Genomic DNA, 16,114 nt, shown 5'->3' with positions numbered 1-16,114 from the left:
TAAATTTTAGGAGATGATTTTATGATGTTAAAACTTAATACACCTATTACTTTAGATCAATTAGATAGTTGGGGTACAGTGGTAGATCTAGGTTCAACTATTGTTGAGGGTGATGCTAATGTGTATGGTAAATTTACTTTAGGAACGCCTGACCAACCATCAAGTGGTGGTTATTTCGGTGTGACTAAAAGTATTTTTAGAATGACATACCCTTTTTCTGAACAGGCTACAGTGGTCAAAGGCCAAGTGACATTGACCAATGAAGATACAGGAGAAAAGTGGACTTTTAAGGAAGGGGATAGCTGGATTGTTGAAAAAGGCACTAAAGTATTGTGGCAAGTTGATACAGACTATTTTATTAAGCATTATTTTTCAGCAAACTAATATGTCTTTTTGTAGACACCACATTATACAATGTGGTGTTTTACATAGACAAAACGCAATAGCAAAGGCTTGCTATGTAAGAGTAAAAGCTTAATTTTTTGTTAAATAATAGAGTGTTTACACTGATTTTAGTATGAAGTATAAATCATAAACATCTTCAGACTAAAATAAGATCAATGATAGCAAATAAGTTTAATCTCTTTAGTCATCTAAAATAACAATAAGGAGGTCATGATTATGATCGACAATGAATCTATACAAAACGCAGCACAAAGATTGGACGAAGCTGAAAAATCAGGCCAGCAAATAAAACAGTTTTCTTTGCAATACCCTGATATGACTATCGAAGATGCTTATAGTATTCAAAAAGCATGGGTCGAGATGAAAATTAATGCAGGTCGTAAGATGATAGGCCATAAAATTGGTTTAACTTCTCGTGCAATGCAAATGTCTTCTAATATCACTGAACCAGATTATGGTACGCTACTGGACGATATGCTATTTGAAGAGGGAACGGACATCCTCCATAGTCGTTTTATTGTTCCAAGAATAGAAGTTGAACTAGCTTTCATTTTAGATAAACCATTAAGTGGACCTCATTGCACAATTTTTAATGTGTTGGATGCGACTAAGTATATTATCCCTGCACTAGAAATTATTGATGCGCGAGTTCAACGCATAGACCCCGAGACAAAAATTACTCGTAAAGTATTTGATACGATTTCAGACAATGCCGCTAATGCAGGTATTATTTTAGGTGGTCGACCAATACGCCCAATGGATTTTGATTTACGTAATATTCCTGGGGTACTCTATAAAAATGGGGTGGTGGAGGAGTCAGGTATATCTGTTGCAGTGTTAAACCATCCTGCTAAAGGGGTTGCATGGCTAGCAAATAAGTTGTCTGCATTTAATGTAACACTCAATGCCGGTGAAATTATCCTTGGTGGCTCTTTTACTCGCCCCGTGGATGCAAACCCGGGAGATACTTTTCATGTTGATTATGGCCCCCTCGGCTCTATTGCTTGTCGGTTTGTGTAATGAAGAATAAAAAGGAATGGTTATGGAACTCCCTATAAATACCTTTAAGAAACGATTAAAAAACAATGAGCCTCTAGTTGGTTTATGGTTGGGCTTGGCCAATGCATACACAGCAGAGTTAGCGGCTAATGCTGATTTTGATTGGTTATTGCTTGATGGTGAGCATGCACCTAACGATTTAAGAACACTACTTGCTCAATTACAGGCTATTGCCCCTTATGCTAGCCAGCCAATTATTAGACCGCGAATAGGTGATACGGCGATTATTAAGCAGTTGCTGGATATTGGAGCACAAACATTATTAATCCCTATGGTGGATACAACAGAGCAAGCAACTGAGTTAGTTAAAGCGATGCGATATCCCCCTAACGGTATCCGTGGTGTTGGCAGTGCTTTAGCTCGAGCGTCTCGTTGGAATACTATTGACGATTATTTACATCAGGCTGAAAAAGAATTGTGTTTATTGGTACAAATTGAAAATAAACAAGGCTTAGATAATATTGAGGCTATTGTAAATACTGAAGGTGTTGATGGTGTGTTTATTGGTCCCGCTGATTTGTCTGCTTCGTTAGGACACTTGGGCAATCCAAAACATCCAGATGTGCAACAATCCATTGAAAAGGCATTTGTGTGTATAAAAAAGGCTGGTAAAGCCTCGGGTATCTTAATGGCAGATAAAGCACTGGCTAAACACTACATTGAGTTAGGTGTTAATTTTATCGCTGTGGGAACGGACACCAGTGTCTTTATGCAAAGTTTATCTAACTTATCGTCTGAGTTTAAAGATAAGAAATCCATCCCTAAAGTGAGCGGTGTTTATTAGGTATAATTGAGAGTAGTAAGCTGATCTCTAACTCTATGATCATTCTTTAGATATAGTTTATAACTCATTGTTATGCCTGACGTTAAGTCAGGCATAACATCTTTACCATAATTTATTTTAAAGTTTTAGCTGGGATTAATAACAGTAAAGATGCTCCCAAGGCAATGAGTATCGCTAAAATATAAAGTCCAATGCTGGCTGACCCCGTATAATTTTTTACCCAACCAATTAAATAAGGGGCTAAAAATGACGCAAGGTTACCAAGTGAGCTGATGAAAGCGACACCTATAGCCACATTTTTAGCGGTTAAGAAGGCGGGAGGAATTTGCCAGAACATGGGTAGAGATGTGCCTGTGCCCATAGTAGCAATGCAAAGAAAGATCATTAAAATGTATAGGTTGTTATAAAAAATGCCTGCGCCAATAAAACCAATAGTAACCATTAGCAGTGGAATAATTAAGTGCCAACGTCTTTCATTATGTCTATCCGCCGATGCCCCTGTTGCTACCATAAATATACAGGCTAGAAACCATGGGATTGCTGTTAAAAGTCCTACGTTAGTTTTATTATCAACTCCAGTGTTGCCAATAAGATCAGGCATCCAGAAATTGACGGCGTTCATGCCTAGCATTACGGCTGAGTAGACTCCGAATAAAACTAATAACTTAGGATCTTTTAAAAAACAAATGAATGACTCTTGAGAGTGTTCTATTTTTTTGTTTTCTTCGAAGTTTAGTTCTTTATTTAATAGTTGTTTTTCTTTTTCAGATAACCAGGTAACCCTAGAAAATTTATCAGGAAGATAACAAAGAATAATAATGCCTAGTAGGATGACAGGGACGCCTTCTAGCATTAACATCCACTGCCAACCATGTAAGTTTGCAGAAGCATGGAATGTTTGAATAATCCAACCTGATAGAGGAGCACCTAGTACACTTGCCAATGGTACAGCCAAAGTAAACATAGCGGTTATTTTTCCACGGCTTCTGCTTGGAAACCAGCGGTTAATATAAACAATGATACTGGGGAAGAATCCTGCTTCTGCCACCCCTAATAGAAAACGTAGAATATAAAAGTGGGTACTGTTTTGGGCAAACATCATAGCGGTTGAGGTTACTCCCCAAAATAGCATCATACAAGCAATCCAGCGTTTTGGGCCAAATTTTTCTAAGAGCATGTTGCTAGGTACACCAAAGATCATATAAGAAATAAAAAATAGCCCTGCACCAAAGCCATACATGGCATCATTTAAGTGTAGGTCTAGGCTCATTGATGCTTTGGCAAAACCTATATTAACGCGATCAAGATGAGCAAAGACATAGCAAATCAGTAATAAGGGAACCAGTCGCCATGTGATTTTGCGAATAGTCTGTGGGCTTACTAATACATCATTCATACACGAACTCCCATTATTTTTATTTTAGTAAAGTCGATTTTATTATTTTTATAAGTTGCTATTATTAGTTATTCTGCTTTCTCGTTTGCAAGAAATGCATGAATATTATTTTTTTTGTAGTTTAAATCGGGATTTAGCTCTTCCATCACAAAAGATAATGCAAGCAACCTCTTAGCTTGCAATGGTGCAAAGTACTCAGTGATTTCTTTAAATAAAGCATCGGCTACTGTTTTTCTTGTTGCTAAGTCTCGACCGGAGCCTACTTTAAACGTAATATGTATAAAAGCATAATCGTGTTTAGCATCAGCCATTCTGAAAGTGTCCATTCGAATGGCACGGCTACGGATACCTCCCAATGGAAAAACCCCGCTGTTACCTAGTACAGTATGGATCTTTGCGAAGAACCCTTGGAAGTCTATTTCATCGGCAAGGTTGCCGGAGTATTCAACAATAAAATGTGGCATAGTCGTCTCGATTTGTTATTGCAGCGGGAAAACTGCATTTAATTGGCCTGTTCCAGAGCTTGCAAATAAGTCTGTAATGATTTCGGCTTTACCCGTATAGTTTTCACCACCCACCACACCCAATAACATGGCGGTATCGTGCATACCTCCCTCACCAAAGCAATTAATAGAGTATTCAGGAAGCATCGAGATAAACTCTTTCCATTTTCCTTCTTTCCACATTTGCAAGACGCGATGATCCATTTGTTTGTCAAATTCACGGGTATAGTCATTAAAGCATTTTTCAGCAATGTGATCGTATGCAAAACGGTGAGAGAGAGAGCCACTGGCTAATACAGCCACTGTTCCGTCATACTCTTCAATGGCTTCAACAACCGCTTGTCCTAATCTTAAGCTATCGGAGAGTTCGTGTGAGGTACAAAAAGCTGAAATTGAAATAACCTTGAATTGGTTGTCACTGTTCATATAGCGCATTGGAACTAATGTGCCATATTCTAGTTGGAGGGTAGGTATGTGGTGTGAGAAGATACGAATATTTTTTTGACTAGCATATTTGGCAATCATATCGCCTAATAATGGGTTACCATCGTACTGATACTCCATGTCGCGAATAAAGTGCGGTAGTTCATGGCTAGTATAAACACCCTCAAAATGATCGTATGAGTTGATATGAAAACCACTGTTTACTAACCAATGAGTATCAAAAACAATGATGGTATCAACACCTAGTTCTCGGCAACGACGGCTAATTTCTTTATGTCCATCAATAGCCGATTGTCGACAACCGTGATTCTTTCCTGGTAGTTCAGATAAATACATGGAAGGAACGTGTGTTATTTTGGCAGCAAGCGCTAATTTACCCATGATAATTCTCCATTTTATTTTTATTTTATTGTTTCATGTTATTAGTTTTAAAGATTGGCTTTTGCTAAGCCAATCTTTTGAAGGCGTTATACACCCCAGCGTGGTATGTGATGATTACCCATAGAGATACACACATTTTTAATTTCAGTGAATACTTCAAAACTATAATTACCCCCTTCACGGCCAGTACCACTAGCTTTAACCCCACCAAAAGGTTGGCGTAGGTCACGAACATTTTGGCTATTGATAAATACCATGCCAGCTTCTATACCTCTTGCGACACGGTGTGCCTTACCAATATCCTGTGTCCAGATATAAGAAGCTAGACCGTATTCAACGTCATTGGCTAATTTTAGCCCTTCGGTTTCATCTTTAAATTTCATTAGGCACACCACTGGTCCAAAAATTTCTTCTTGAGCGATGCGCATTTTATTATCGACATTCGCAAAAACAGTTGGTTGAATAAATTGCCCTTTGGATAGGTGTACGGGTAAATCTGCTGGTCGTTCTAAACCACCAGCTAATAAGCAAGCACCCTCTTTCATACCAATATCAATATAGCCTGTTACCTTATCGTAGTGTTGTTTGGTAATCATTGAGCCAACTTGAGTACTTGGATCAGTAGGGTCGCCCACAATCAAACGTTTAGCACGTCTGGCAAACTCAGCTACGAATTTATCGTAAACACTTTCTTGGATGAAAATACGTGAGCCCGCTGTGCATCGTTCACCATTGAGTGAGAATATAGTAAATAAAGCCGCATCCAGTGCACGTTCTAAATCAGCATCATCAAAAATAATCACAGGTGATTTACCACCTAGTTCCATAGAGTATTTTTTTATTCCTGCTGATGCCATGATTTGCCGTCCTGTTGCTGTACCACCTGTAAAGGAAATGGCACGCACATCATGATGTTTAGTAAGCGCAGCACCTGCTGTACTTCCATAGCCTTGAATAACGTTAAGAACACCTGAAGGAATACCTGCTTCTAAGGCGAGTTGCCCAAGTTGATGAGCAGTTAAGGGGGATAGCTCTGACATTTTAAGTACAGCGGTATTACCGAGTGCTAAGCAGGGCGCTGTTTTCCATGTGGCAGTCATAAACGGCACATTCCATGGCGAGATCAGACCACACACGCCAACAGGTTGGTACAGTGTGTAGTTTAGCATTTGGTCATCAACAGGGTAAGTATGTCCATCCATGCGCGTACAGACTTCAGCAAAGAAATTGAAATTATGAGAGGCGCGTGGAATTAGTACATTTTTAGTTTGATGAATAGGTAATCCCGTATCTTTGGTTTCTAGTTCAGCAATTTTTGGTACGTTTTTATCTATAAGTTCGCCAAGGTTGCGCATGAGTTTAGCGCGTTCTTTGGCTGGTGTATTAGCCCATTTAGGAAAGGCTTCTTTTGCCGCTAAAACAGCTTCGTTGATTTCTTTTTCACCACCACTAGCAACTTCACAGATTTCTTCCATGGTTGCAGGGTTATAGTTAGTAAATGTTTCTTTACTTTCAACTTCTTTACCATTAATCCAATGTTTTAACATATTATTATTCTCCTAAAGCATTTGTACCGTATTTTTTAAAGTATTCTGATTCGGTCACAATAAAGTTAGTTAAGCTACCAATACCTTCCATTTCTACTACAACTTTATCGCCGGGTTTAACATCGGCAAGGCCTTTGGGTGTGCCTGTTGCAATCATGTCGCCTGGTTGCAAGGTCATAAAACTGGAGAGATATTCGATAAGGTAAGGGACATTGAATATCATATCTGCTGTTGTGCCTTCTTGTTTTAACTCTCCATTGATCCATGTGCGTAAGGTCAGTGTTGATGGATCGGGTACTTCATCGGTTGTGATAATGTAAGGGCCTACAGGGGTTGTTGAGTCGCGATTTTTAACCCGTAAATTAGGGCGGTAGTAGTTCTCAAGATAGTCGCGAATAGCATAATCATTACAGAGGGTATATCCAGCGACGTAAGATAATGCTTCTGCTTGACTTACGTTACGAGCTTTTTTACCCATCACAGCCACTAATTCACACTCATAATGCATATAATCAACATGGTCTGGGCGCCACGTATTTTTTAAGTGGCCTGTATAGGTAGTGGGGGATTTGATGAAAACTAGCGGCTCGGTAGGGGCTTTAAACTCAAGTTCCTCCGCATGATCAGCATAGTTTAATCCTAGAGCAAACATATTACCCATGGCAGGCGGTAGCCATTCGACATCGGCCTCTTTTAACAGTCGACCATCTTTGAGGCGAACATCGTTATTATTTTCAACAGTAACATCGAGTGTTTCACCCTGGTAGCAGATACGTGCGTATTTCATGACTTTATCTCCTTACTCTGCAACAACAATGTTAGTTAATGTACCAATGCCTTCAATATGAATCTCAACAGTATCGCCTATGTTTATATCTACGCGGCCTTCGGGTATTCCTGTTAAAACAACATCACCTGCTTTAAGGGTCATAAACTCTGTGAGTTCTTCAATGATTTGTGGAATTTGGCGAATTAAATTATTGGTATTATTTTCTTGTTTGACTTCACCATTGACTTTCAACTGAATAGTTAGATTTTTAGGCTCGAGTGAGCCTGTTGTTACAAAGTAAGGTCCCATAGGGCAGAAGCTATCACGGCATTTGGCTTTAACCGCAGGGCGGTAATAGCTGTCCTCTGGTAAGCTTACTTCATTGGCCAAGGTATAACCTGCTACATAGTTTAATGCTTTGTCCTTTGATACACGGCTTGCATCTTTACTTATGACGAATGCAAGTGTAGGTCCTGCTTGTATGCGCTCGACACCCTTAGGAAAAACAATTTTTCCTAGGTGTGCATTATAAGTATTTGGTGTTTTTATAAATAAAACAGGTTTAACGGGTGGTTGTTTATAGGGGGGAGTATTAAAGCTTGCTAAGTGTTCAGTTAAAAGTCCTTTATAGTTTAATGCAATGCCATAAACAGTACCTGTAGTGATAGGTAACCAAGTGGGTGAGTTAATTATCTGTCCTTGATAAACAACCTCGTCTTTTTCGTTAACAGACACTCCCACACGCTGTTTGTTTAAGCTAACAAACCCATTACGCATAATATACCTCTTTATTATCATTATTTTGTTATATGAGCGTATTGCTCATTTTTATTTATTAGATAACGAGGCCTTTTTATTTAATAGAACTTTTCGGTATAGACTATATTTTATTGAGGACTTAAATTATTTAGTGAGAGAAGCGTAAAGCAAAAAAGCTCCCAATACCAAAAACTGCCATGACAATAGCCATATTAAGAGCAACCGAGAGGGTTAAAAGACTTACTATAATGCTCGCTAAGAAGCCTAACCCAAACTGAGTGGCAACAATAAGTGCTGATGCTGCCCCTGCTTGTGTTGGATAAAGTGACATAAGACAAGCAATACAATTAGCTCCGATCGTGCCTGTCATTGAAATATAGCAGGTTGCAAAGATAATGATTAACCACATTCCTCCAATAGCAAAATAAGCACTTATTAGGAGAAGAATCCCAGCTATTAATGCAATTAAAGTACTAAGCTTTAGTAGGGTTTGAGAGCTAATCCGATGGCTTAATGAACCTGAGCTAAAGGTGACTATCATAATGCCAATAATATTACAGCCGAAAATAAATCCAAAGTATTGCTCGGGGACTTTGAAATAATTGATAAATACAAAAGAGGAGCTAGCAATATAGGCAAACATGCCGCCAAAAATAAACCCTGCACACAATATATAACTTAGGGCACGGTTGTCATATAAAATATGTTTATAAGCGGTAAAAGCTTTTGAGATACTTCCACCTCTTTTTTCTTTAGGTAAGGTTTCTCTTGTAAATAACACCGCAATAAAGCAGAATAGGCCAAAAATAAATAAAACTAAAAATAAAGACCGCCAGCCAAACGCTAGCATTAAATATCCACCTATTAGCGGTGCTAAGAGAGGGGCAATCATGGTCACTACGTGCATCAGGGATAAAATGCGGACTGCTTTTTTTAATGGAAGTAAGTCTTTAACCATTGCTCTTGCAAGAACTGATGCGGCACCACCACCTAATGCTTGCAGTACTCTGAAAAGAATAAGTTGTGACGCAGAGCTTGACTGATAGCAAGCTAAACTGGTTATAAGATACAAAAAAATACCTATGAGTAAAATAGGTTTACGCCCATAACGATCAGATAATGGACCATAAAAAAGCATACCAACACAAAAGCCAATGAGGAATCCACTGATTGTCCATTGAATTTGAGTATCGGATGATTGTAATTCTTGAGTAATATTTGGCAGGCTAGGCAGGTATAAATCAATGGATAAAGGGCCAAAGGCAACTAGCGTAGATAATAGTAATAGAAATGGGATGCTGATTACAGCATTTTGTTGAGATTTAAAGGGCATAAGGTAGGTACCTATTATTATTTATTATGCTTTTTATTTTGATATGGTCAAGCTTAACAAGACGATAAATAAAATAATTGAAATAAACGGATAAAGTATAAAAATAATAAAACTAAAAAGTGTTATGAAAAGTACCATTTTTAAATGGAAAAAAACATTCATTTTATAATCGATAATGTGCATTATAAAAAGACTATTCAAATAAAAATAAAATTGGAGTATAAAAATGACAATAAGACCAGAAGATTTACGTGCTGATAAAAAACGTCCATTCACGGGACAAGAATATATAGCAAGCTTACGTGATAACCGAGAAGTTTATATTTATGGTGATCGTGTGAAAGATGTGACAACCCACCCAGCTTTTCGTAATACGGTTGCTTCTATTGCCAGTTTATACGATGCATTACACGATCCAGCTACTAAAGATACTTTATGTTGGGATACAGATACTGGCAGTGGCGGATACACGCATAAATTTTTCCGTTATGCTCGCAGTGCCGATGAGTTAAGGCAACAACGTGATGCTATTGCCGAATGGGCTAAACTGTCCTATGGTTGGATGGGGCGCACAGCGGATTATAAAGCTGCATTTGGTGATGTTTTAGGCGCTAATCCTGAGTTCTATGGTCAGTTTGAACAAAATGCCCGTGATTGGTATAAGCGCATTCAAGAGTCTTGTTTGTATTTAAACCATGCTATTGTTAACCCTCCTATTGATCGTAGTAAACCGGTTGATCAGGTAAAAGATGTTTTTATCTCTGTTAAAAAAGAAACAAATGAAGGTATTTATGTCAGTGGTGCCAAGGTGGTAGCTACCAATTCGGCATTAACACATTATAATTTTGTCGGGCAAGGATCGGCTCAGCTATTAGGTGATAATACTGATTTTGCACTCATGTTTCTCGCTCCTATGAATGCAAAAGGAATGAAGCTAATTTGTCGCCCTTCTTATGAGTTAGTTGCAGGGATGACTGGCTCTCCTTTTGATTATCCATTATCCAGTCGTTTTGATGAGAATGATGCTATTCTTATTTTAGACAATGTTTTTGTACCTTGGGAAAATGTATTCATTTACCGTGATTTTGAAAGGTGTAAACGTTGGTTTGGGGAAGGTGGCTTTGGACGTTTATTTCCAATGCAGGCTTGTACTCGCCTAGCCGTAAAATTGGATTTTATTACAGGACTATTAGTTAAAGCGCTAGAGTGTACGGGCACATTAGAGTTTAGAGGTGTTTCTGCTCAGGTGGGGGAAGTCGTTGCTTGGCGTAACATGTATTGGGCACTAACTGATGCCATGTGGGCTACAGCTACACCTTGGAAGAGCGGCGCTTATCTTCCTGGTTCAGAACCAATGCATGTGTATCGTAATTTAACTTCAAGTGCTTACCTTGCAATTAAAAAAATTATTGAGCAAACGGTTGCTAGCGGTCTTATTTATTTACCTTCAGGGGTGAGGGATTTCCAAAACCCTGAGTTAGATAAATATTTAAGCGTGTATTGCCGTGGTTCAGAAGGTATTGGTCATAGGGAGCGTATTAAGATTTTAAAGTTATTATGGGATTCTATTGGCAGTGAGTTTGGTGGTCGTCATGAGCTTTATGAAATTAATTATGCAGGTAACCAAGATGAGGTAAGATTACAATGTTTAGGTCATGCTCGTGCAACTGGTTCACTTAAAAAAATGACAGATTTAGTTGAAAAGTGCATGTCTGATTACGATGAAAATGGCTGGACGGTATCGCATTTACATAATCCAGATGATATTAATGTGCTAGATAAAATACGTCAATAATTTATACTTTATGATTAACTAAGCCCAAAGATAAGGGGGCTTAGTTAATAGAGCGAGAATAATAATGATAAAGACCGAGTTAACGCCAACACAAAAATTATTTCGTAGCGCTATGGCCTCAATGACTTCCGCTGTTAACGTAATAACCACTAATGGCGCAGCGGGGCGTTGTGGTATTACTGCAACAGCTGTTTGTTCTATAACAGATACCCCCCCGACTATTATGGTATGTATTAATCGTAGTAGTGCAATGAATATTATTTTTAAAGAAAATAATTGTCTGTGTGTCAATATTTTGTCCGCTGAACATATTGAGGTAGCAAAGCATTTTGCAGGAATGACCTGTATTGAAATGAACCAGCGTTTTACGCTAAATGATTGGCAAGAAGAGCTTTATAACTTGCCTATATTAAAAGGGGCATTAGCAAACTTACAGGGGAAAATTAGCAATGTTAGTGAGGTAGGAACTCATACTATTTTCTTTGTGGAGATTGAAACAATTAATGTAGAAGAGGGGAATGGCTTAGCCTATTTTAATCGAAATTTTCATCCTGTCGTTTCTAGTGCATAGTAATAAACTAGTGAAAATAGGCTGTAGCAGTGAGGACAACTTATTTTAATCATTTCATCGTTTATTGGGATTTTTTATTGAAGTAAAAGCCGCAAAGACTGGTACAATTCTTTTGCTATTTTTGGGAAACCATCAGGTTGACGCTCTATGGTGTCATCTGAAACACCATGAATTGCCGAGTAAATACTTTGAATAAAACATTACACTAATATAGGTGCGGGTCAGTAAGGTGAGAGTTAACGCTTGAGTTTTAATAAAGACCTTAGTAGCCTTATCATAATGGTGAGGGTAACTCTCTTCTTTGCAAGGGATTACATTCCTACCATATGGGTAACATCATAGATTTTATAGCCAATCGCGGAAAGCATAATAATTGCGCCGAGCCACATGATAGCAATTCCCCATCCTGCATCACGAAAATTAAAACCGATGCCCAATAAGCAGCAAGCAATAATTAACAGAGTAAACACAACTTGAAATACTGTCATTTTTTTATCCTTATTTACTAGGTGGTATTAATAAATGAGTTGGTGGTATTTCACCAACTAGTTTATACCCTAATAGTTCTTCAATTGCGGGTAATAGGAAGATGTCATCTTCTCCTATAAAGCTAATTGAAATCCCCTTGGTTCCTGCTCGGCCTGTACGACCAATGCGATGAATATAATCATCGGGTATTTCTGGTAAATTATAGTTAATTACATGGCTGATGGCATCAATATGTATACCACGTCCAGCCACATCAGTTGCTACAAGAACAGCTATTTTACCAGCACGAAACTTTTCTAATGTTTGAACACGCTTATTCTGGGCTACTTCTCCAGAGAGTAATGCAACACTGATCCCTAATTTCTTAAGCCTTTTTTCAACATCTCGCACTTGATCTCTACGATTAGCAAATACAATGATACGTTGCCAATTGTTCTGTTTAATCAAGTTATAGAGAAGAGTACATTTATCTGTTTCAGTGACGGCATAAATATGCTGTTCAATATTGTTACTTGCAACAGTTTCAGGCTCTATGGTTATAGTAACAGGATTTGTTGTCCATTGCTTAGTTAAATTTAAGATGTCATCAGTAAATGTTGCAGAAAATAGCAGTGTTTGTCGATTATCTTTAGGCGGTGTGCTACGGATAATTTGTTTGACTTGAGGAATGAATCCCATGTCAAGCATTCTATCTGCTTCATCAAGTACGAGTATTTCAACCATGTCTAAGTAAACTTCATTACGTTGTTGGAAGTCTAATAAGCGACCTGGGGTTGCAACTAAAATGTCACAATACATTGTTTCGAGTTGCTTGAGTTGTTTGTTAAAATCCATCCCGCCGACAAAACTGAGGACATTAAGGTTGCTATATTTGGTTAATGCTTTCGCTTCTTCTGCAATTTGTATGACGAGTTCCCGTGTGGGGGCAATAATTAATGCTCGAGGCTCCCCCATATAACGTTCCTTAGGGGGCTCCACAGTTTCTAATTGAGCAATAATTGAGATAAGAAAAGCCGCCGTTTTACCTGTGCCAGTTTGAGCTTGCCCAATACAGTCTTTGTCTTGTAGCGTATGTGTCAGTACTTCTGCTTGAATGGGGGTACAATAACTAAACCCTAAATCATGAATAGCATGAAGTAGAGGTGTTGATAATTGAAGGTCACTGAAGCGTAGTTTTCCTTCTTTTAGCGGTACTTCAAAATCGGAAGGTGTCCATGATGGAACTGATGGTGAGGCTTTTTTCTTCGATGAAGCTGTGTCGCTTTTTGTTGCACGCCTTTGGTATTTTTTATGTTTAACATTCTTTGATGTGGCTTTTTCTGTTGCCCCTCTATGCTCTTTCTCTACTCGAGAAGAAGTTGTTTTTTGACTAAAAAGTTTTTTTAGTGAGCTAAGCAAAGTATTGATTCCGTCTAATAGTTCTTAATGTACATTATTTTAACGTAATTTGATTGTATTTACATTTTTATCTATCAAAACATTAAATCTTTTTGTCTAAACAGTTTATAATACAAGGTAAAGAATATACGTTGTTATTAACTGGAAGATTATTTCTTGAAACTTAGGGTAGAACTTATGAAATTAAAATTACTTATTGCAACAATGGCATTTTTGGGAATGGCTTCTGTGGTTCAAGCGGAGACAAAAGTAGATGCAGTGAAGCAAGAAACTCCAAAAGAGAAAATGATAAAAGAGTTGCAAGAAGCTTGTGTTAAAAGTGGTAATACGGAAGCCTCATGCGCTTGCTCAATGGATAGCTTTAATAATGCAATGACAAAGCAAGAGTGGGATTTAATCTTTACGCCAGCTAAGAAAATTACTCAAGAAGATTTACCTAAGTTTAAAGCAATAGAAGACAAAATAACTGCTGCTGCTAAAACTTGTGGTGCAGATAAAATGTAGAGCGCTTTTGTTTGAATAAATAAAGCAGCTTAGGCTGCTTTATTTGTTATTGATAATGGCTATTTCGTGTTTCTCAATCAGTGGTTGCGGTATATTTAACTTTTCTCCGTAAATAACCGAGTAAAATAGAACATTCTGTACATACTGACGTGTCTCATTGAAGGGTATTGTCTCTATCCATACATCAAAATCAATGTTTTTATCTGTGTTACGTAACCATTGATTAACTCTTCCAGGGCCTGCATTATAAGCAGCAGAAGCTAAAATACGATTATTTTGAAAACGTGAGTACATTTGGCTTAAAAATGCTGTGCCGAGTTGAATATTTGTTGTTGGATCTAACGCATCTTGAGGTCTAGCTAATGGAATGGAGAATTTTTTAGCCGTTTCTTTAGCTGTTGCAGGCATCAATTGCATAAGCCCCATTGCTCCAGCATGTGATTTGATTCTGTCGTTGAATGCACTTTCTTGGCGTATAATTGCAAAAGCCCAATTAGGGTTAATATTTCTATTATTTGCTTCCCTTTCTAATGTACGTCGATGGGCAATAGGGAAGCGAATATTCAAATCATCCCAATAACTAGCAATAGCTAATGTGCGTATGGCATAGAAATAGAGGTTCATGTCGTAGGCTAGTTGAGAAAGAGCGAGCTTTTCTTTATCAGACATCGTGCGCGTCATGTTGTGCCACTCAATCCATGCTTGGTTATCCATTCCTTTATAAAGGTATTCAATTGATCGTTGAAGTGCTGGTGTGTTTTTAATAGTTAATACCATATTATTATTAATCATAATGGGTTGATTATTAAGTTGGTATTTTGTGTTGGCTCTTTGCGCGGCTAAAAAAGCATAAAAGTCTCTGTCTTGCGCGAGTTTGATATATTGTTCTTTTAATGTAGGATCTTTAGGGTTTATTTTTTCAGCAACTCTTACTTTCCAATATTTCCAGCGATTAGTTTCAGCAAGGTTGGCCGGTAGTCGGTTAATTAATTGTTGGGCTTCTTGCCAGCGATTTAGGCGTAATAATAACCTTACATGCCATTCACTGACATCATCATGGTCAAGATTAGCATCATATTGAGCCAAAATAGGGAGTGCGCGCTCATCAAAACGGCGGGCAAAACTTAAGCCAATGTTGTTGGCAAAAGAAACTTTTTGTTCATCAGTGAAATGAAAGCGTTGGCCATAGTAGTTAAGTAATGATAATGCCTGTTCAGGATCTTGTCTTACAAGGCGAACCAAACCCAAAGTGACGATGTCTTTTGTTGTTTTGTTATTATTTTTAAAGTCTTCTGTTTTTTGTATTAAGCTAGGCTTTTGGGCTACTTGAGCGAAAAGTTTTCCTTGGCTTGCAAGTGATGAGGGGAGGCTACTAATAAGGTGGTTAGCTAAACGATATTCACGTGCTTCTAAAGCAAGTTTTAAGCGTTGCCACTGCATATCAGCGGTCATCTTCCCCTGTTTTTTCCAATTATCAAAGACAGCATCACAAGAGTTAGGGCGTGAGGCAGGGGTTAACCAAAGCTCTTCTGCTAGGCTATTGGCTTTAGTTATTTGTTTTTGTTGGTAAAGATATTGTGCGTAGTAACAATCTAGGTCAGTAAACGTATTTTTTTTATAGTACCGTAGAAAAGTATTCCAATCTCCTCTGTCAGCCACTTGTTTTAACCATCGCATTTCTAACCATCTTGTTTGGGGTAAGTCTGCGTGTTGTGCAACAAAGGTAATTATCTCATTATCGGATGCTAGTTTTAAGCGATTGTTAAGCTCAAGATAAGCAAGATAAGGTTGTAACGGATAGCCTTGTAATGCTTTTTTATAACTATAGTAAACGAGGGGATTGTTTTTATCTAATGCCGCTTTTGCTTGGTCAAAGTAGTTACGCTGTTCATCTAAAGTCACTGCATGTAAGTTAATACTTGTTAATAAGAAACAGCTTAATGATGCGATGTAACGGACTAAGGCATTAGCCATAAA

Annotated in this window: 16 protein-coding genes; 6 read left to right on the top strand and 10 right to left on the bottom strand. The window is 38.0% G+C overall.

What is annotated here, in order from left to right:
* The first annotated feature begins 21 nt into the window (after positions 1-21).
* From DM558_RS04910 to hpaI, 3 genes are all read left to right on the top strand, one after another.
* Positions 22-384, top strand: a complete 363-nt coding sequence (locus tag DM558_RS04910) for a cupin domain-containing protein (protein WP_127162318.1) — start codon at positions 22-24, stop codon at positions 382-384.
* A 237-nt stretch (positions 385-621) separates the two neighbouring features.
* The gene (hpaH, locus tag DM558_RS04905; RefSeq protein WP_109702851.1) at positions 622-1,425 is read left to right on the top strand and encodes a 2-oxo-hept-4-ene-1,7-dioate hydratase; all 804 of its coding nucleotides are present in this window, start codon (positions 622-624) and stop codon (positions 1,423-1,425) included.
* A 22-nt stretch (positions 1,426-1,447) separates the two neighbouring features.
* Positions 1,448-2,248: a 4-hydroxy-2-oxoheptanedioate aldolase gene (gene hpaI, locus DM558_RS04900; protein WP_127162316.1), complete on the top strand. Its 801-nt coding sequence runs from the start codon at positions 1,448-1,450 to the stop codon at positions 2,246-2,248.
* 112 nt (positions 2,249-2,360) lie between these two features.
* On the opposite strand, the gene DM558_RS04895 is transcribed toward hpaI, so the two are convergent.
* From DM558_RS04895 to DM558_RS04865, 7 genes are all read right to left on the bottom strand, one after another.
* On the bottom strand, positions 2,361-3,644 hold the full coding sequence (locus tag DM558_RS04895; protein WP_127162314.1) for an MFS transporter: 1,284 nt from the start codon (positions 3,642-3,644) through the stop codon (positions 2,361-2,363).
* 68 nt (positions 3,645-3,712) lie between these two features.
* Positions 3,713-4,108, bottom strand: a complete 396-nt coding sequence (locus tag DM558_RS04890; RefSeq protein ID WP_127162313.1) for a 5-carboxymethyl-2-hydroxymuconate Delta-isomerase — start codon at positions 4,106-4,108, stop codon at positions 3,713-3,715.
* A 15-nt stretch (positions 4,109-4,123) separates the two neighbouring features.
* Entirely contained in the window at positions 4,124-4,972 is an 849-nt protein-coding gene (gene hpaD, locus DM558_RS04885) for a 3,4-dihydroxyphenylacetate 2,3-dioxygenase (protein WP_127162311.1), read from the bottom strand.
* Positions 4,973-5,058: 86 nt separating this feature from the next.
* Positions 5,059-6,519: a 5-carboxymethyl-2-hydroxymuconate semialdehyde dehydrogenase gene (hpaE, locus tag DM558_RS04880; RefSeq protein ID WP_127162309.1), complete on the bottom strand. Its 1,461-nt coding sequence runs from the start codon at positions 6,517-6,519 to the stop codon at positions 5,059-5,061.
* A gap of 4 nt (positions 6,520-6,523) precedes the next feature.
* Positions 6,524-7,306, bottom strand: a complete 783-nt coding sequence (locus DM558_RS04875) for a fumarylacetoacetate hydrolase family protein (RefSeq protein WP_127162308.1) — start codon at positions 7,304-7,306, stop codon at positions 6,524-6,526.
* A gap of 12 nt (positions 7,307-7,318) precedes the next feature.
* Positions 7,319-8,065, bottom strand: a complete 747-nt coding sequence (locus DM558_RS04870) for a fumarylacetoacetate hydrolase family protein (protein ID WP_127162306.1) — start codon at positions 8,063-8,065, stop codon at positions 7,319-7,321.
* Positions 8,066-8,195: 130 nt separating this feature from the next.
* The gene (locus tag DM558_RS04865) at positions 8,196-9,380 is read right to left on the bottom strand and encodes a Bcr/CflA family multidrug efflux MFS transporter (protein ID WP_127162304.1); all 1,185 of its coding nucleotides are present in this window, start codon (positions 9,378-9,380) and stop codon (positions 8,196-8,198) included.
* Between the two features lie 232 nt (positions 9,381-9,612).
* Here DM558_RS04865 and hpaB point away from each other — a divergent pair, with 232 nt between their 5' ends.
* Both hpaB and hpaC read left to right on the top strand, forming a co-directional pair.
* On the top strand, positions 9,613-11,175 hold the full coding sequence (gene hpaB / locus DM558_RS04860) for a 4-hydroxyphenylacetate 3-monooxygenase, oxygenase component (RefSeq protein ID WP_127164818.1): 1,563 nt from the start codon (positions 9,613-9,615) through the stop codon (positions 11,173-11,175).
* A gap of 64 nt (positions 11,176-11,239) precedes the next feature.
* A complete protein-coding gene (gene hpaC / locus DM558_RS04855; RefSeq protein ID WP_109702842.1) occupies positions 11,240-11,746 on the top strand; it encodes a 4-hydroxyphenylacetate 3-monooxygenase, reductase component in 507 nt (168 codons plus the stop codon).
* A 311-nt stretch (positions 11,747-12,057) separates the two neighbouring features.
* Here hpaC and DM558_RS15610 read toward each other — a convergent pair whose 3' ends face one another.
* Both DM558_RS15610 and rhlB read right to left on the bottom strand, forming a co-directional pair.
* A complete protein-coding gene (locus tag DM558_RS15610; RefSeq protein ID WP_164731249.1) occupies positions 12,058-12,234 on the bottom strand; it encodes a hypothetical protein in 177 nt (58 codons plus the stop codon).
* 10 nt (positions 12,235-12,244) lie between these two features.
* Positions 12,245-13,633 carry an ATP-dependent RNA helicase RhlB gene (gene rhlB / locus DM558_RS04850; protein ID WP_228411819.1) on the bottom strand — a complete coding sequence of 463 codons (1,389 nt, stop codon included), beginning with the start codon at positions 13,631-13,633 and terminating at the stop codon, positions 12,245-12,247.
* 177 nt (positions 13,634-13,810) lie between these two features.
* Between rhlB and DM558_RS04845 the strand changes: the two genes are divergently transcribed.
* A complete protein-coding gene (locus DM558_RS04845; protein ID WP_109702840.1) occupies positions 13,811-14,137 on the top strand; it encodes a hypothetical protein in 327 nt (108 codons plus the stop codon).
* A 39-nt stretch (positions 14,138-14,176) separates the two neighbouring features.
* On the opposite strand, the gene DM558_RS04840 is transcribed toward DM558_RS04845, so the two are convergent.
* Entirely contained in the window at positions 14,177-16,111 is a 1,935-nt protein-coding gene (locus DM558_RS04840; protein ID WP_127162300.1) for a transglycosylase SLT domain-containing protein, read from the bottom strand.
* Positions 16,112-16,114: the final 3 nt, after the last annotated feature.

Source organism: Entomomonas moraniae, from assembly GCF_003991975.1.
Classification (GTDB): Bacteria; Pseudomonadota; Gammaproteobacteria; order Pseudomonadales; family Pseudomonadaceae; genus Entomomonas; species Entomomonas moraniae.
This window is presented reverse-complemented; position numbering and strand designations above follow the sequence as displayed.

What these genes read in the sequence shown, in the direction of transcription:
- hpaD (WP_127162311.1), bottom strand. Translation starts at nt 4,972, where the DNA reads ATGGGTAAATTAGCGCTTGCTGCCAAAATAACACACGTTCCTTCCATG.
- DM558_RS04840 (WP_127162300.1), bottom strand. Translation starts at nt 16,111, where the DNA reads ATGGCTAATGCCTTAGTCCGTTACATCGCATCATTAAGCTGTTTCTTA.
- DM558_RS04875 (WP_127162308.1), bottom strand. Translation starts at nt 7,306, where the DNA reads ATGAAATACGCACGTATCTGCTACCAGGGTGAAACACTCGATGTTACT.
- DM558_RS15610 (WP_164731249.1), bottom strand. Translation starts at nt 12,234, where the DNA reads ATGACAGTATTTCAAGTTGTGTTTACTCTGTTAATTATTGCTTGCTGC.
- DM558_RS04895 (WP_127162314.1), bottom strand. Translation starts at nt 3,644, where the DNA reads ATGAATGATGTATTAGTAAGCCCACAGACTATTCGCAAAATCACATGG.
- DM558_RS04890 (WP_127162313.1), bottom strand. Translation starts at nt 4,108, where the DNA reads ATGCCACATTTTATTGTTGAATACTCCGGCAACCTTGCCGATGAAATA.
- hpaE (WP_127162309.1), bottom strand. Translation starts at nt 6,519, where the DNA reads ATGTTAAAACATTGGATTAATGGTAAAGAAGTTGAAAGTAAAGAAACA.
- DM558_RS04845 (WP_109702840.1), top strand. Translation starts at nt 13,811, where the DNA reads ATGAAATTAAAATTACTTATTGCAACAATGGCATTTTTGGGAATGGCT.
- DM558_RS04865 (WP_127162304.1), bottom strand. Translation starts at nt 9,380, where the DNA reads ATGCCCTTTAAATCTCAACAAAATGCTGTAATCAGCATCCCATTTCTA.
- hpaC (WP_109702842.1), top strand. Translation starts at nt 11,240, where the DNA reads ATGATAAAGACCGAGTTAACGCCAACACAAAAATTATTTCGTAGCGCT.
- DM558_RS04870 (WP_127162306.1), bottom strand. Translation starts at nt 8,065, where the DNA reads ATGCGTAATGGGTTTGTTAGCTTAAACAAACAGCGTGTGGGAGTGTCT.
- hpaI (WP_127162316.1), top strand. Translation starts at nt 1,448, where the DNA reads ATGGAACTCCCTATAAATACCTTTAAGAAACGATTAAAAAACAATGAG.
- hpaH (WP_109702851.1), top strand. Translation starts at nt 622, where the DNA reads ATGATCGACAATGAATCTATACAAAACGCAGCACAAAGATTGGACGAA.
- DM558_RS04910 (WP_127162318.1), top strand. Translation starts at nt 22, where the DNA reads ATGATGTTAAAACTTAATACACCTATTACTTTAGATCAATTAGATAGT.